At 44.9% G+C, this 15389-nt stretch carries 17 protein-coding genes and 1 pseudogene; 10 read left to right on the top strand and 8 right to left on the bottom strand.

All coding sequences use genetic code 11. The features are described 5' to 3' along the window. Positions 1-34: 34 nt before the first annotated feature. Positions 35-1006, bottom strand: a complete 972-nt coding sequence (kdsD, locus tag P4S59_RS13680) for an arabinose-5-phosphate isomerase KdsD (RefSeq protein WP_005396237.1) — start codon at positions 1004-1006, stop codon at positions 35-37. A gap of 29 nt (positions 1007-1035) precedes the next feature. After that, entirely contained in the window at positions 1036-2001 is a 966-nt protein-coding gene (locus P4S59_RS13675; RefSeq protein WP_005396236.1) for a calcium/sodium antiporter, read from the bottom strand. Positions 2002-2375: 374 nt separating this feature from the next. On the opposite strand from P4S59_RS13675, the gene mlaF reads away from it, so the two are divergent. The 8 genes from mlaF (at position 2376) to P4S59_RS13635 (ending at position 7817) form a co-directional block, all read left to right on the top strand. Continuing rightward, complete coding sequence (gene mlaF, locus P4S59_RS13670) at positions 2376-3179, top strand: phospholipid ABC transporter ATP-binding protein MlaF (protein ID WP_048626854.1); 804 nt, start codon at positions 2376-2378, stop codon at positions 3177-3179. Continuing rightward, positions 3169-3960: a lipid asymmetry maintenance ABC transporter permease subunit MlaE gene (mlaE, locus tag P4S59_RS13665; RefSeq protein ID WP_005396234.1), complete on the top strand. Its 792-nt coding sequence runs from the start codon at positions 3169-3171 to the stop codon at positions 3958-3960. Before mlaF ends, mlaE begins: the two co-directional genes overlap by 11 nt. A 2-nt stretch (positions 3961-3962) precedes the next feature. Next, complete coding sequence (mlaD, locus tag P4S59_RS13660) at positions 3963-4451, top strand: outer membrane lipid asymmetry maintenance protein MlaD (RefSeq protein ID WP_012841383.1); 489 nt, start codon at positions 3963-3965, stop codon at positions 4449-4451. Between the two features lie 2 nt (positions 4452-4453). Then, positions 4454-5092, top strand: a complete 639-nt coding sequence (gene mlaC / locus P4S59_RS13655) for a phospholipid-binding protein MlaC (RefSeq protein ID WP_006742355.1) — start codon at positions 4454-4456, stop codon at positions 5090-5092. After that, complete coding sequence (locus tag P4S59_RS13650; RefSeq protein ID WP_005396231.1) at positions 5092-5412, top strand: STAS domain-containing protein; 321 nt, start codon at positions 5092-5094, stop codon at positions 5410-5412. The genes mlaC and P4S59_RS13650 overlap by 1 nt, the downstream gene beginning before the upstream one ends. Positions 5413-5415: 3 nt before the next feature. Continuing rightward, positions 5416-5670: a BolA family iron metabolism protein IbaG gene (gene ibaG, locus P4S59_RS13645; protein WP_005396230.1), complete on the top strand. Its 255-nt coding sequence runs from the start codon at positions 5416-5418 to the stop codon at positions 5668-5670. A 9-nt stretch (positions 5671-5679) separates the two neighbouring features. Beyond that, positions 5680-6945, top strand: coding sequence for a UDP-N-acetylglucosamine 1-carboxyvinyltransferase (gene murA / locus P4S59_RS13640; protein ID WP_046873610.1), 1266 nt, complete (start codon positions 5680-5682; stop codon positions 6943-6945). Between the two features lie 146 nt (positions 6946-7091). After that, positions 7092-7817: a 1-acylglycerol-3-phosphate O-acyltransferase gene (locus P4S59_RS13635; RefSeq protein ID WP_005381088.1), complete on the top strand. Its 726-nt coding sequence runs from the start codon at positions 7092-7094 to the stop codon at positions 7815-7817. A gap of 85 nt (positions 7818-7902) precedes the next feature. Here P4S59_RS13635 and P4S59_RS13630 read toward each other — a convergent pair whose 3' ends face one another. From P4S59_RS13630 to arcA, 5 genes and pseudogenes are all read right to left on the bottom strand, one after another. Continuing rightward, positions 7903-8292: a RidA family protein gene (locus tag P4S59_RS13630; protein ID WP_005381087.1), complete on the bottom strand. Its 390-nt coding sequence runs from the start codon at positions 8290-8292 to the stop codon at positions 7903-7905. Between the two features lie 129 nt (positions 8293-8421). Further along, complete coding sequence (pyrI, locus tag P4S59_RS13625; protein WP_005381086.1) at positions 8422-8883, bottom strand: aspartate carbamoyltransferase regulatory subunit; 462 nt, start codon at positions 8881-8883, stop codon at positions 8422-8424. A gap of 15 nt (positions 8884-8898) precedes the next feature. Next, positions 8899-9827, bottom strand: a pseudogene (gene pyrB / locus P4S59_RS13620) (aspartate carbamoyltransferase). Positions 9828-10109: 282 nt separating this feature from the next. After that, complete coding sequence (locus P4S59_RS13615; RefSeq protein ID WP_012841385.1) at positions 10110-11114, bottom strand: ornithine carbamoyltransferase; 1005 nt, start codon at positions 11112-11114, stop codon at positions 10110-10112. Between the two features lie 156 nt (positions 11115-11270). Next, complete coding sequence (gene arcA / locus P4S59_RS13610; protein ID WP_005397470.1) at positions 11271-12491, bottom strand: arginine deiminase; 1221 nt, start codon at positions 12489-12491, stop codon at positions 11271-11273. A 582-nt stretch (positions 12492-13073) separates the two neighbouring features. On the opposite strand from arcA, the gene rraB reads away from it, so the two are divergent. Continuing rightward, positions 13074-13487 (top strand): ribonuclease E inhibitor RraB, encoded by a 414-nt coding sequence (gene rraB / locus P4S59_RS13605; protein WP_005381081.1) that lies wholly within the window; start codon positions 13074-13076, stop codon positions 13485-13487. Positions 13488-13653: 166 nt separating this feature from the next. Continuing rightward, the gene (locus tag P4S59_RS13600; protein ID WP_104974782.1) at positions 13654-14454 is read left to right on the top strand and encodes a glycosyl hydrolase 2 galactose-binding domain-containing protein; all 801 of its coding nucleotides are present in this window, start codon (positions 13654-13656) and stop codon (positions 14452-14454) included. A 19-nt stretch (positions 14455-14473) separates the two neighbouring features. Here P4S59_RS13600 and P4S59_RS13595 read toward each other — a convergent pair whose 3' ends face one another. Next, positions 14474-15379: a bifunctional helix-turn-helix transcriptional regulator/GNAT family N-acetyltransferase gene (locus P4S59_RS13595; RefSeq protein ID WP_006742361.1), complete on the bottom strand. Its 906-nt coding sequence runs from the start codon at positions 15377-15379 to the stop codon at positions 14474-14476. Positions 15380-15389 lie beyond the last annotated feature (10 nt).

Genomic DNA, 15389 nt, shown 5'->3' with positions numbered 1-15389 from the left:
TGTGTAATAAATGATTTAAATGTTTGTGCTGATATTACATCACGCCAGCTTTTAGTAAATCGTGCATGTTCAGTGCACCCACAATTTTTTCGTCTTTACATAAAATCAGAGCGTTAATATTTTTATTCTGCATCAAGTTCAAACCTTCAACCGCTAGCATATCAGGGTGCGCTGTGGTTGGATTTGTCGTCATGACTTCGCCAATCGCGGTCGTATGAATATCAATGCGTTTGTCTAAGGTGCGACGTAAATCACCATCGGTGAATATACCAAGCATAGCATCGTGTTCATCGACGATAGCGGTCATGCCTAGCCCTTTTTCTGAAATTTCAAGCAGGGCATCGCGAATCAATGCGTTTGGAGAAACTTTAGGTAACGCTTCTCCAAAGTGCATAATATCAGACAACTTAAGCAGCAGTTTTCTCCCTAACGCGCCACCTGGATGAGATAGAGCAAAATCTTCGGCAGAAAAACCACGCGCTTGGAGTAGGGCTACGGCTAATGCGTCTCCCATTACTAATGTGGCCGTGGTACTGCTGGTCGGTGCCAACCCTAGTGGGCAAGCTTCTTGAGGTACCGTGATTTGCAGGTGCAAGTCAGACAGTTTTGCCATATTGGATTCTGGCTTGCCTGTCATGCTAATTATCTTGATGTTCAGGCGTTTTAATACCGGAAATAGAGACAGAATTTCGTTTGACTCACCAGAGTTAGAAATTGCGAGCACAATATCTCCAGGGCTGATCATGCCCAAGTCGCCATGTGCTGCTTCGCCAGGGTGAACGAAAAACGCAGAAGTCCCCGTGCTTGCCAGAGTCGCAGCAATCTTGTTACCAATGTGGCCTGACTTGCCAATACCCATAACGACTACTTTGCCGCTGTTGGAAAGGATCAGTTCGCACGCTTTCTCAAATTGATCATCAAAGTAGGTATCCAGCTCTTGCAGAGCAGCAACTTCGATATCAAGAACTTGTTTAGCAGCAGCGCGAAAATCAAATTGATTGGACATATCAGTTCTCTACTTATTTATCGTGGTAATTAAGCGGCCATGTTTGCGAATAAGTACACTTGATAACCTAGGAAGCATGCAAACAAGATTGCACCTTCAATACGGTTAATACTGCGTGATTTACCCAAACACATCGCGACAAGTAACAGTGAAACGCCTAACATGACCCAGAAGTCACGTCCCATCGCGTACTCACTCAGCACCGATGGATTAATGATGCCAGGAATGCCCATTACGGCCAGAATATTAAACACATTCGAGCCAATAATGTTACCGACGGCCATGTCGTCTTCACCTTTTAAAACACCAGCAAGCGATGCTGCGAGCTCAGGTAGACTAGTACCGATGGCAATGATAGTCAGACCGATGACAAGATCGCTCATGCCAAAATACTTTGCAATAATCACCGCGTTATCCACTAGCATGCTTGCTGCCAAAGGAAGCAGTATCAGGCCAATAACCACCCACATGATCGCTTTAGGGTTGCTGACGCCTTCTGGGATCTCTGACTCTTGGTCATCAAGAAAAACGTCACCTGATTTTTGTTCTTTGCGGCTGATCTGCAACATAGCAAATAAAAATGCCCCAAAGAGTACAAACAATAAGACACCTTCATAAAAACCGAGATGGCTATTCCAAAGCAGAATACCGGCGAGTACTGTTACTGCAATCATTAATGGCAGTTCCCGGCGGATGACCGCGGAGCTAATCGACAGAGGCTTGATGAGTGCTGTAATACCTAGGATTAACGCGATGTTCGCGATGTTTGAGCCTAAAACGTTACCCACTGCAGTATCGGTTTTTCCGTCCCAGGCTGCGGTTGCAGAAACCATCATCTCTGGCGCAGAAGAGCCCATCGCAAGGATTGTCATGCCGATGACAAGAGGTGAAATACCGACGTTGCGGGCTATCGCTGCAGAACCAAAAACAAGTTTATCTGCACTCCATACGAGCAAAACAAGACCGACTATAAGCAACGCTACGGCTTCGAGCATGAGAATTCCTAAGTATTAAATAAGTAACATGAATAACCGCTAATTTTGACCTTTTGCGGCCTAAAATGGAAGATAAACGACGAATAAATTAAAGGTTAGTAACGAAAATGTATGCAAATGTCGTTCACTTAAATCAGCAATTCTTGTCTAGGATTTAAACACTTTGCGCTGATTTGATCGTAATCCATAAAAAATTGCAGGTATATACTCGACTTTATTTAATTGAACAGTGCTTTAAATTCAAAGCCAATGTGCTTATGATTGCAGCCTAATAAATGTACCGACGTTACTTTATTAAACGTGAAATTCAACTCCGTTGTGTGTCTGGTTGATGATGCCGTGAGTTGCAACGCTCCGACAGTAGAAGAGATGATATGTCGAACAACGATTTAGTCACCGTGAACAACCTCACTTTTTCACGGGGAGAGCGCAAGATCTTTGATGGTATTGATCTGCATGTTCCTGAGGGCAAAGTGACGGCCATTATGGGACCATCGGGAATAGGTAAAACTACACTGCTGCGTTTAATTGGTGGTCAGTTGTATCCCGAGCAAGGAGAGATCTGGTTTGATGGCGACAATATTCCCTCTCTCTCGCGTAAAAAACTCTACCATGCTCGAAAGAAAATGAGCATGTTGTTTCAATCAGGAGCTTTATTCACTGATTTGAATGTCTTTGATAACGTCGCCTTCCCATTGCGAGAGCATACGAATTTATCTGAAGAGCTGATTCGTACCATGGTGTTGCTTAAGCTTGAAGCCGTCGGTCTACGCGGCGCGGCGCAATTGATGCCGAGCGAGCTATCGGGTGGCATGGCTAGACGCGCTGCGTTGGCGCGTGCGATCGCCCTGGATCCTGATTTAATCATGTATGATGAACCATTTGTCGGACAAGACCCAATCACCATGGGTGTCTTGGTTGAGCTCATTAGTAATCTAAATCATGCGTTAGGTTTAACTTCTATAGTCGTTTCTCACGACGTGCCTGAAGTGATGAGTATTGCCGATTGGGTTTATCTGATGGCCGATGGCAAAATTATCGCTTTTGGCACACCAGAAGAGCTTAATCAGAATCCTGACCCTCGCGTTCAGCAGTTCTTACAAGGTGATGCAGATGGTCCGGTACCGTTTCGCTTCCCTTCTCAAAGTATCGAAAAGGACTTATTTGATGGTCGATAACTTTATGCATTTTGTCGCCTCACTAGGTAGACGAACGCTCTCCATCTGCGGAGCATTTGGTCGTGCGACTTTCATGCTGATCGGGGCACTGTTTACTAAGCCACAACCGCTCAAAAGCTTTCCTCTGCTCGTTAAACAACTTTATTCCGTAGGCGTCCAGTCTCTGGCGATTATCGTCGTATCTGGGTTGTTCATTGGTATGGTCTTGAGCCTACAAGGCTATGTTGTGCTGGTGGATTACGGCGCAGAGGGCAGTTTGGGGCAAATGGTGGCGCTCTCATTGCTACGTGAATTAGGGCCCGTTGTCACTGCACTTCTGTTTGCTGGTCGTGCAGGCTCTGCGTTAACTGCAGAGATAGGTTTGATGAAAGCGACGGAGCAACTCTCTAGCCTTGAAATGATGGCGGTAGATCCTTTGAAAAGAGTGATCGCGCCACGTTTTTGGGCTGGCGCTATTTCAATGCCATTACTGGCTATGATTTTCATGGCGGTGGGTATTTGGGGCGCCCAGCTTGTTGGTGTTGACTGGAAAGGTGTTGACCATGGCAGTTTTTGGTCAGCGATGCAGTCCTCAGTTGAACTAGGACAGGATATTGGTAACAGTATGATCAAGTGCTTTGCGTTTGCAATTACGGTTACTTGGGTTGCTCTATTTAATGGTTATGATGCTATTCCAACTTCGGAAGGGATCAGCCGAGCAACTACGCGCACTGTTGTGCATTCTTCTTTAGCAGTACTAGGACTAGACTTTGTACTGACCGCATTGATGTTTGGGAATTAATCATGCAACAAACACGTAAAACTGAATTATGGGTTGGCAGCTTTGTATTAGCGGGAATTTGCGCGATTCTTGTGATGATTTTTCAAGTTGCTGACGTAAAAAGCATTGGCTCTGGTGATACTTACACCCTCAAAGCTGAGTTCGATAATATTGGTAGTTTAAAAGTTCGCTCGCCAGTAAAAGTGGGTGGGGTTGTGATTGGCCGGGTAAGCAATATTTCGCTTAACCCAGATAACTTATTACCTGTTGTAACTCTATCGATCAATAGCAAATACAATCAATTCCCAGAAACGTCGAGCGTACAAATTTTGACGTCTGGCTTGATTGGTGAGCAATACATTGGTTTAGTACCAGGCTTTGTTTTTGACGATGAAGTCATGCTGGTCGATGGCGATACCATCGAAGACACCAAATCAGCGCTCGTGCTTGAAGACTTAATTGGTCAAGTGCTTTACAGCGTAGGTGGTTCAGACGATTCAAGTAAGGAATAACTATGTTAGCGAGATTATTACTTTCAGTTTGTGCTGTGTTTAGCGCGTTTGGTACAAGTGCAGCAGAAGTGGATAAAACTGAACCTTATAAGATGATGAAGCAAGTGGCTGAAGTCACGTTCGAAAGATTAAAAGCCGAGCAGCCGAAAATCAAACAAGACCCAGATTTACTCAAGGTGATTGTTGAAGAAGAGCTAATGCCTTACGTCAACTACCGCTATGCTGGGTTAAAGCTCCTAGGTCCAAACCTAAAAGGAGCGAAACGTGAAGACGTACTTGAGTTTATCGATGCATTTCGCGCGTATTTAATTGCTTCATATGCCCAAGTGCTAACGCAATACAGTGACCAGAAAATTGAATTTGGTCCTGAGCCTAGTATTGATGACTCTAAGCGTATCACCAGCATTAAAGTTGATATCATCGATACGCCGCGTCCAAACATCAAGCTAGAGTTCAAATTGCGTAAAGACAACAAATCTGGTGAGTGGGAAGCGTTCGATATGATTGCGGAAGGCATCAGTTTACTCTCTAGCAAACAGTCAGAATGGAATAGCAAAATTCGTCAAGAAGGCATTCTATCTGTCGCGAAAGATCTAGAAAAATTAGCTGCGGAACCGGTTCGCTTTGAGGCGAAGAAATAATGGCCCAGACTCCCGCTCAGTGGCAATTAGATCAAAACATTCTTAAGCTAACAGGGGCACTTGATAGAGATACAGTGCCCTCATTGTGGGCGTATGCTCAGCAATGGCAACCAGCTCAAGCTGAGCTGGAATGCTCGTTAAAAGAGATAGAGCGCGTCGACTCTGCAGGAATGGTGATGTTAATCCACTTATTAGAGCATGCAAAAAAGCAAAACTGTCATATAATGCTCAGTTTCGTGCCGGCGCAACTGCGCACTTTGTTTCAACTGAGCAATGTTGAATCTTTAGTGGCCAAACACATACAGAATTATCAGGGGTAAATTGTGGATAGCGCAAAAGTACAACAGTTATTAGAAGAAGCACTAAACCTTCAAGAAGTGCATGTAAAAGGTGAAGGTAGCCACTATGAGGTGGTTGCTGTTGATGCTTGTTTCGATGGAATGAGCCGCGTTAAGAAGCAGCAGTTAATTTATGGTCCTCTGATGGAATACATCCAGCGTAACGACATTCACGCATTATCAATTAAAGCGTTCACACCAGAAGAGTGGGCTCGTGATAAGAAACTGATGTCGCTTTAAGGTTTATTGATGGAAAAGTTTCGAGTTATTGGGTCAGATAAACCACTCGTTGGTGAAGTGACCATTTCCGGTGCAAAAAACGCAGCACTGCCGATTTTATTTGCGTCTATCTTGGCGGAAGAGCCTGTAGAAGTGGCAAACGTGCCACACCTTCGTGATATCGATACAACCATGGAACTGCTTAAGCGTTTAGGCGCGAAAGTAAGCCGTAATGGTTCTGTTCACGTCGATCCTAGTAGCATTACTGAGTACTGCGCACCGTATGATTTGGTGAAAACCATGCGTGCTTCTATTTGGGCTTTGGGTCCGCTCGTAGCGCGATTTGGTCAAGGTCAGGTTTCTCTACCTGGCGGTTGTGCTATCGGTGCTCGTCCTGTTGATCTGCATATTTCTGGCCTAGAGCAGCTTGGCGCAACGATTACGCTTGAAGATGGTTACGTTAAAGCTGAGGTTGATGGTCGTCTAAAAGGTGCGCACATCGTGATGGATAAAGTCAGCGTAGGCGCGACGATCACCATCATGTGTGCTGCAGCACTTGCTGAAGGCACTACAACGTTAGACAACGCGGCGCGTGAACCTGAAATTGTAGACACAGCGGATTTCCTAAATAAGCTTGGTGCAAAAATTTCTGGTGCAGGTACAGATACGATCACGATTGAAGGTGTTGAGCGCCTAGGTGGTTGTAAACACAACGTAGTTGCCGACCGTATTGAGACAGGAACATTCCTTGTCGCTGCCGCGGTATCTGGTGGTAAAGTAGTATGTCGTAACACTAACGCTCATTTGCTTGAAGCGGTTTTAGCCAAGCTAGAAGAAGCTGGCGCGCTTGTCGAAACGGGTGAAGATTGGATTTCAGTTGATATGACTGATCGCGAGCTGAAAGCAGTGAGTGTACGTACAGCGCCGCATCCAGGCTTCCCGACCGATATGCAAGCGCAATTTACGCTACTAAACATGATGGCGAAAGGCGGCGGCGTGATCACTGAGACTATCTTTGAAAACCGCTTTATGCACGTACCAGAATTGATGCGTATGGGCGCGAAAGCCGAGATTGAAGGCAACACTGTTATCTGTGGTGATGTTGAGTCACTCAGCGGTGCGCAAGTGATGGCAACCGACCTACGAGCTTCGGCTAGTTTGGTAATTGCGGGCTGTATTGCTAAAGGCGAAACCATCGTTGATCGTATTTACCATATCGACCGCGGTTACGACAAAATCGAAAATAAACTGGCTGCACTTGGCGCAAATATTGAGCGAGTGAGCGAGGCAAGTTAAACTGCACCGCAGGTAACTTGGATATCAAGAGAGCCGAAACCTGAGTTTCGGCTTTTTTATATCACTCTCATGACCATAGTTATCCTTTATGGAAAGAGAGAAATTAATAGCTGTATCTGGCAAAAGCCGGTTCCTGGAGAACAAGAATGATTGCACTGTTACGTGTATTTGCTGTCGCTATCTTTGCGATTGTTATGTTTATTGGTGGTTGTGGTTACTGCCTATTAAGCCCCCGAAACCCTAAGCACGTTTTCACTTTTGGCCGCTTGTTTGCCAAGATGTCTCGTGTATTTGGGATTAAGTTAGAGCTGCGTATCCCTGAAGATGCGTATTCACGCGGCCAACATGTTTACATAGCTAACCACCAAAACAACTGGGACATGTTTACTGTTTCTGCTGCTGTGACTCCGAAAGTTGTGACAGTAGGTAAAAAGAGCTTGGCTTGGATGCCACTGTTTGGTCAGCTTTACTGGCTTACGGGTAACATTCTGATTGACCGAGCGAATCGCTCGAAAGCAAAAGGTACTATCGATCAGGTAGTGAGCAGCATGAAAGAAAGTGATGTTTCGGTGTGGATGTTCCCGGAGGGAACGCGTTCTCGTGGGCGTGGTCTGCTGCCATTCAAAACAGGTGCTTTTCATGCAGCAATTGGAGCAGGCGTGCCAATCATTCCTATCGTATGTAGCTCGACGAATAAAATTAAGCTGAACCGTTGGAACAATGGTCATGTGATTGTTGAAATGCTACCTCCAATCAGCACTGAAGGCTATGGTAAAGAGGGCATTCGCGAGCTAGCGAATATCTGTCGTGAACAGATGAAAGAGAAGCTTGAATCGTTAGATGAAGAAGTCAAACAGCGTAATGCTGCTTAAGTTTTACTGCGATATCATCACGAAAAGACAATAAAAAACGGGTAGCCTGAGCTACCCGTTTTTTTATGTTTGTCAGCAAGTGCAATTATTTGCGAACTGCAATTGCTTCAATCTCGATACCAACATCTTTCGGTAGGCGAGCCACTTCTACACAAGAACGTGCAGGGTAGTTTGCTACGCCGTGCTCATCAAAGAACTTGCCGTAAACTTCGTTCACCGTGCCAAAGTCGTTTAGGTCTTTAACAAAAACCGTTAGCTTCACGATATCTGACACTTTAAGGCCTGAAGATTCAACTACAGCCTTTACGTTTTCTAGAGACTGACGAGCTTGCTCTGCGATATCAGCAGACACTTCACCTGTCGCTGGGTTTACTGGGATTTGGCCTGAAGTAAGAACCATGTTACCTAGATCTACGCCTTGAACGTAAGGACCGATTGCTGCTGGTGCAGACTCAGTGTGAAGTACTTTCGTCATTTGATTTTTTCCATCAGTTGTAGGGAATAAAGATTCTCAGTTTGCCTCTAAACCTGTGGTAGGTAAAGAGCAAAATACCCCGACATTGCAGGGTATTTTAAACGTATCACGCCTAGTCGTACGGTGTGTTTATCGTTCGGTTACGATCTCGCGTGAGAAAACTTTCTCGCAGTACTTACACTTTAGGCGGATTTCTTGTTTCTTTTCGAATACGCTAAAGCTGCTTTCTACTGGCTCATTGTGAGAAATACAGTTTGAATTTGGGCATTCGAAGACATCATTGATGCGCTCTGGAAGCTCTAACGCAAGCTTTTTCACCACTTCATAATTTTCGATTTGGTTCACGGTCGCGTGAGGAGCATACAGCGCCAACTTGCTCGCTTGCTCTTCATTAATAAACACATTTTCTATTTTCAGTAGATCTTTATGACCGAGTGCTGATGATGGCAAGTTCAGACCAATAGTAACGCGCTGTGATGAATTGTGCATATCGAACAGTCTTAGTACTTTGATGCCGATTTGCGCAGGGATGTGGTCGATGACCGTGCCATTTTTGATTGCTTCTACCTGCAATTGAGTTTCTTTAGCCATGGGTTTTCTCCTCGATTACAGTGTTTCGTTTAGAACAAGCGCCAACAGTGCTTGGCGAGCGTATACGCCATTTTGAGCTTGCTGGAAGAAGTAAGCATGAGGCGTTTTATCAACATCGGTTGTGATTTCATCCACGCGAGGGAGGGGTGGAGTACTTTTAGGTTCTCGCGCGCCCCTTCGAGTAATGCTGCTGTCAAAATATACGCCGATTTAATGTGCGCGTACTCCGATTCGTCAAAACGTTCTTTCTGTACGCGCGTCATGTACAGAATATCCAGTTCAGGAATCACACTCTCCATGTCCGTGTGCAGGCTATATTGAATGCCAGCTTCGTCTAGCTCTTCGCAGATGTAATCTGGCATTGCCAATGCTTCTGGTGCAACAAAGAAGAAGCGGATGTTATTAAACTTCGCTAAGGCTTGAGTCAGTGAGTGCACTGTGCGGCCATATTTTAGGTCACCTACGAATGCGACGTTCAGGTTGTCTAGACGCCCTTGTGTTTCTGCGATGGTGTATAGGTCGAGTAGCGTTTGAGTTGGGTGTTGGTTTGCACCGTCACCAGCGTTGATCACTGGCACGCCATTTGAGAATTCAGAGGCCAAGCGAGCGGCGCCTTCTTGTGGATGGCGCATTACAAAGGCATCGACGTAAGAAGAGATGACCTGTACTGAATCTGCGAGTGTTTCGCCTTTTTTCGCCAGAGAGGTATTACCATCATTATCAAAGCCAATCACGTCACCACCAATGCGTTGAATCGCTGTTTCAAACGATAAACGTGTACGTGTTGATGGTTCAAAGAAACAACTGGCAACGACTTTGTTTTTAATCAGTTCTGGTCGAGGTGCTTTTTTAAGGCTGCCTGCTGTTTCTACGATAAGTTCCAGCTCTTCACGTGAAAGCTCTGGAATAGAGATGATGTGCTTCTGGTAAAGCGAGTTCGCCATGATCTTCTTCCCTATAACATTGATGACTATATCCAAATTGCCGAAAGGAATTTTGGACATAAAAAAACCTCCCCAAATGGGGAGGTTTTAAAATTCAATAGAATTAACGAAAATAACACCACGTAAGCGTAGTCGCTTAGCGAGAGCAAATCGCGTTTTCATGTTGGCAATTAGCTTGGTCATTTCTTAATCCTCAGACAAATTGCCGAGCATTATACGCTTAACTTTCGTGAGCGCAAGCGATTACATCATGGTTTTTGGCAGCTGTTTTTGCGCGCTGGTTTAGCTTCCTAGCGTCGCAACCATCACGGCTTTGATGGTGTGCATACGGTTTTCAGCTTCGTCGAATACGATGGAGTATTCCGATTCAAATACCTCTTCTGTTACTTCAAGGCCTTTCATTCCGTATTTTTCAGCGACTTCTTTGCCGACGGTGGTTTCATCATTGTGGAAAGCAGGAAGGCAGTGCATGAATTTCACATGTGGATTACCCGTTTGCTTAATCACGTCCATATTGATTTGATATGGTGTCATTAACGCTACACGTTCATCCCATGCCTCGGCAGACTCACCCATAGATACCCAAACATCGGTGTAAAGGAAGTCACAACCCTTCACGCCTTCCTCCACGCTTTCAGTTAATGTGATTTTTGCACCAGTTTGCTGCGCGATAGTTTGGCAAGTTGCCACCAAATCTTCTTCAGGCCAGAACGCTTTTGGCGCGACAAGGCGAATATCCATGCCCATTTTAGCGGCACCCACCATGAGCGAGTTGCCCATATTGTTGCGTGCATCGCCTAGGTAAGCGAAGGTCATTTCATGCAGCTGCTTACCGCGTCCGTGCTCTTGCATGGTAAGGAAATCGGCAAGGATTTGGGTTGGGTGGAACTCATCAGTCAAACCATTCCACACTGGAACACCAGCATAAGTGCCAAGCTCTTCAACAATGGATTGGCCAAAGCCGCGATATTCGATGCCGTCATACATGCGACCTAAGACGCGTGCGGTGTCTTTCATTGATTCTTTATGGCCAATCTGAGAACCAGAAGGGCCGATGTAAGAGACTTGAGCGCCTTGATCAAAAGCTGCGACTTCAAACGCACATCGGGTACGAGTCGAAGATTTCTCAAAGATGAGTGCAATGTTTTTACCTTGAAGTGTCTTCTGCTCTGTTCCTGCATATTTTGCTTTTTTTAGCTCTGCAGACAGTTCGAGCAAGAACTGGATTTCTTTGGTTGAGAAATCCAATAGCTTCAAAAAGTTGCGGTTACGTAAATTGAAAGCCATAGCTCGTCCCTTAGTACGTGTGATTGAATTAATAGAATGCATTAAAACATATAAATGCTTTATTTGTGAATAATTATTTTTGCGTGAAACTAAAAAAGGTTGATGCACTCACATCAACCTTAGTTTTTATTCATTTAATGTAAAAGGACGAATTGGTTATATATCGTCTCGCTCTATCGGACAGCTCATGCAGCGGGCGCCACCACGGCCACGGCCAAGCTCGTTACCTGGGACTGTCAGTACTTTGATACCAGCTTTGTCGTATTTTTCGTTGGTGTATACATTGCGTTCGTAACCAATCACAACGCCCGGTTTTACGGTAAGAACGTTATTGGCGTCATTCCATTGTTCGCGCTCAGCTTCATAACTGTCACCACCCGTGGTAATGATTTTCAGCTGATCTAAGCCAAGAGCAGATTCAATCGCATGTAGGTAGTTATGAGATGCTTCAACATGCATTTCACCATTGCCTTTTGGTGTTAAGCGCCATGTGTCGAGATCTTTGCGCATGATCTCTGGGTAAACAGAGAAAGTGTCCACATCCATATGGGTCATAACGGTGTCTAAATGCATGCATGAACGGTGTTTAGGCAGATCAATCGCAATCACTTCGGTCGCTTGTCCTGCCTTAAACAGGCTCGCTGCAAGGTTTTCTACACCTTGCGCGGTCGTGCGCTCAGACATACCAATAAGCACCGCACCTTTACCGATAACCAACACATCACCGCCTTCGACATTCGCGTTATCGTAATGCAGATCATCATCACCGAAGTATTTGATAAAGTCTTGGCCAGCAAAAATTGGGTGCCAACGATAAATCGCACGTAAGTGGTTTGTTTCACGTTGGCGTGCAGGCATCATCATTGGGTTGAGCGATACACCACCATAAACCCAGCATGAGGTATCACGCGTAAATAGGTGGTTAGGTAGCGGCTCAATAACAAAATCCAGCGGACGCTTCATTTTTGGCAGCATAGAAGATGAGGTGATCGGCAGCTCTGAGTAAGCTAAGCCACCTAAAAAGATGCTGGCAAGGTGTTCATCATCCATTTCTGAAAAATATTGGCGCAGGTCTCGCGCAAAGGTTGGCCCGTAACGAAAGTCAGAAATCTGAGTATTTAGCAGCCACTGTTTTGCTTCTGGAACGGCGAGGGTTTCGACCAGTAAATCGTGGAGGAGAAGCACTTCTACATCTTGATCGCGTAGCGTGCGTGCGAACGCATCGTGCTCTTCACCGGCCGCTTCTACAGCAAGAACATCATCAAACAGTAACTCATGACAGTTTGATGGAGTTAAGTGGGTTAGGGCGCGCTCTGGGCGATTTAATAGAACTCGTCGAAGTTGACCAACTTCTGATCCAACGTACAGCTTGCTCATTTTGTATCCTTACAAATTTTCCAGCCGTTAGTTATGACAAGCTTCCTAGAAAGATGCAAATCACTACACTTTGTCTATATTCTGAGTTTTTATTGTTTTTTAGATTTTAGTTTTGGGTGTTTTCTTATGAAGTCTTGGTTTAGGTTTAAATTCTATTTTGTGAAATGTGGAGAGCGTGCGTTTTTATTCTAATTTCCCCGTTGAGAAAGAATACATGCATAGTGCATAAAACGTGCATTTTTATTCTCAATTATGCATTATTAAAGTGAATTTATTCGTTATGCTTCTTCGTTTTACACGTGAGTGTATTCAAGAAAGCGCCATAAACACGCACAGAAAGAGAAAATAACCGCATTAAGTGTCAGTTAGGATGTTCTGAATATTAAAAAATGCCATTTTTTGTTAATTTTTTGTTTCTTTGCGTGGTCGGTTTAATATTTATATTCAAATAACCGATAAGAATCGCGGTGGTATGATGTTTGTTTGTGGCTTTTCATCGCAATCCATGCCATATTTCACCGGATCAGCATACTCAGTATCGGGTATAGTGTTTCTATCAAGTAACTAATCTGGAGCCAAAACATGTCTCACGAAGATGAATATCTATCAGTAGAAGAATTAATTGAGATTCAAAAGGAAGAGACTCGCGATATCATTGCAGCATTGCTAGAAGATGGCAGCGATCCAGATTCGCTATACGAAATCGAGCACCACCTGTTTGCAGAAGATTTTGACACGCTAGAAAAAGCGGTAGTTGAAGCATTCAAGATGGGCTTTGAAGTGCTTGAAGCGGAAGAAACTGAAGATGAAGATGGCAACAAGTTGCTTTGCTGTGACGCAACCATGGAATCAGCATTAGACGCAGAAGCCATTGATGCGCAAGTTGAAAAACTGATTCACTTGGCAGAAAAATACGACATCATCTACGACGGTTGGGGTACGTACTACGAAGGCGAAGATGCGCTTTACCCTGAAGAAGATGAAGACGACGAGTAATCAAAGCTCACCTCTTTTAGAAAAACCAGCGTTTAACGCTGGTTTTTTTATACCTTGAAAATGGCATCCAACAACAGATGAATGTGGAGGTGATAAATAATTCACATTGAGTTTATAGGGGATTTCTCCCTATAATGCGTGAAAATTGATCTAGCGCAAGGTGTATATGCAACTCTCACTCGCCGGTTTATGGCAAGTCTCTCCACTGACGGACCTCTCGATTCCACAGGATGACATCACTTTTCCCGCCCCTTTAAGTCTGGTCCTGCCTGATGAATTGACGGAAGAAGCGATTCGTCAACAAGAATGGCACTTGATGCACGATATTGAAGTGGATGAGGCGATGATGGCATTTCCTGCAGTGGAAATGGTAATGGGTGGTGTTGATTACCATGCGGAGGTACGTTTGAACGGCGTGGCTGTGTTTGATTGTGATGGCTCGCAAAGTGTGTATAAGAAAGACATTCGCCCATACATGCAAATGGGGCGTAATCGCTTTGAGATATTGTTCCTAGAGGAAGAAGAAGATCTTTTATTCGATGAGGATAAGCCAGAGCTGTGCCCGCTTTCTGAACATCAATATAAGAAAAGTGATGAGCGACTGGGCGTGTGGCAAGAACCGTACTTGCAGTTTATTCGCAACGTGCGTTTAGAGCGCGTGGCAACCGAGCAGATTTGGCACCATGGTGGCGGGTGTGAATTTAAGGTCGATTTGTATTACCAGACATTTGCACCAGGGCTAGTGTCAGCAGCGGTAAAGTTTAATGGCATGACTTACCATATCCCAATTGACGTTCGTGCAGATCACGCCAGCGCACTCTTTCAGATTGAAGCGCCAAAGTATGCTGATCTTAATGACCCTGATCCAAATGATCTCTATCAGTTGTCTGTTGAATTGGATGGACAACGCCAAAACTTCACTGTTGCATTGAGCCAGGAGCTTTGCGTTACCCATGTTGTGCTTTAACGTCTGATAATATTTTTTATTACAGTACCTTAAGCATTACGACTTCACATGCATCATGCCCTGTTTGCCCAAGCGGGGCATCGAGATGCTCAAAGCCTAGCTTTTCATACAAGCCTACCGCCTCTCTTAGACATTCTGTTGTCTCTAAATAGCACTGCTGATACCCAAGCTGTTTCGCCAGTTGTAAGCTCAATGCGACGATGCGTTTGGCTAAACCGTGTCCTCGTGTTTGAGGTAAGAAGTACATCTTTTGCAGCTCACACACATTTGGCTCACCAGCTAAAGGGGCAAAGCCACCGCCACCAACGATCTCTCCGCGATGTTCAATGACCCAATAGGCGGCCCCGTTTTGATTATACACCGAATACATATCATCAAGCGTTGGATCTGCCACACCATAACCTCTGTCTGCGGTTAAGCCGTATTCTGCGGAGACTTTACGAATTACGTCTGCCACTTGCGGATTGTCTGCTTTGGTAAGAGGTCGAAGGGTGTATTCCTCTGCCTGACACACTTTTGTTAGCCCTTTTAGGTAAGTCTCTAGACCAAGTTTGAGTTGTTCTTGCTCACAGTCATCAAGTTGTGTAAGCAACTGCTCAAAAAAGCTGTTTTGCTGTTGGTCTAGTTGCGCTAACGCCTGCTGTCCTTGAATTGTGAGCACTACGAGTTGGCTTCGTTTATCTTTCGGGTTTTCGATGCTCTCAACCAAACCTAATTTAATCAAACCAGTAATGGTGCGGCTTGCATTGGACTTGTCGACACTAAGCTGCTGCGCCAGTTGGTTTATGGTCAATGGCTGCAATTGGATTTCACCTAATGCGTGCGCTTGTACCGGGGTAAGAGCGACATCGCCGCATTGTTTATCGAGCATACCAAGCAATCGGACGGCTTGACGGGAGTAGTGTCGGAGTTGACGAGCGTTCATTATCACTTAC

The organism is Vibrio sp. M60_M70 (assembly GCF_037162085.1).
GTDB classification, from domain to species: domain Bacteria; phylum Pseudomonadota; class Gammaproteobacteria; order Enterobacterales; family Vibrionaceae; genus Vibrio; species Vibrio diabolicus.
The sequence above is the reverse complement of the archived record's forward strand: the minus strand, read 5'-3'. Positions and strand labels throughout refer to the sequence as shown.